Annotated in this window: 1 protein-coding gene; it reads right to left on the bottom strand. The window is 43.2% G+C overall.

From position 1 onward, the window contains the following. The coding region (locus tag A3738_RS01510; protein ID WP_068763304.1) for an ABC transporter permease at positions 1 to 678 on the bottom strand (678 nt) is incomplete at both ends.

The following is a 678-nucleotide window of genomic DNA, read 5'->3' as shown; positions in this document are numbered from 1 at the left end:
ACCAAGCCACACGATGGTGGATGAAACGATAAGTAATAAAAAACCAAAGGCAGCGCCGAGCTCCCAATTAAATCGGGTAATAAACTGGGTATAGATCTGACCGGTAAACCACATACTCGATTTACCTCCGAGTAGAATTGGTGTGAGGTAATTACCGAGCGTTAGCATAAATACGACAATGCAGCCGGATATTATGCCCGGCATTGAATGTGGGATAACGATCTCTTTCAGGATAGAAAGCTTACTGCCGCCAAGGTCATAACCCGCTTCAATTAAGCTGTCATCTAAACTATCTAAAGTGCTTACCAACGGCACCACCATAAATAACATGGAGGTGTAAATTAAGCCCATCATCACGGTGACATCGTTGTATAAAAATTCGATTGGACCGTCGATCAGTCCAAGCCACTGCAGAGAGGAGGAGATAACTCCAGTTTCTCTGAGAAGGATCATCCAACCAAAGGTGCGCACTAATTCGCTAACCCAAAACGGCAACAGGCAGAGTAAAAATAAGATGCTTTTGGTTTTTCCACGCAACATCTTAGCTATGTAATACGCTACGGGAAAAGCAATAATTAGTGTAAGCACTGTGGCAAGTATCGACATAAATGCCGTTCTCGCTAAGGTATTCCAATAGAACGGCTCAGTAAAAAATTCTGCATAGTTTGCCAAGCTCGT

The sequence above is a fragment of the Oleiphilus sp. HI0066 genome (genome assembly GCF_001635725.1).
Note: the sequence above shows the minus strand (reverse complement) of the source record. Positions and strands in the feature narration are given on the sequence as shown.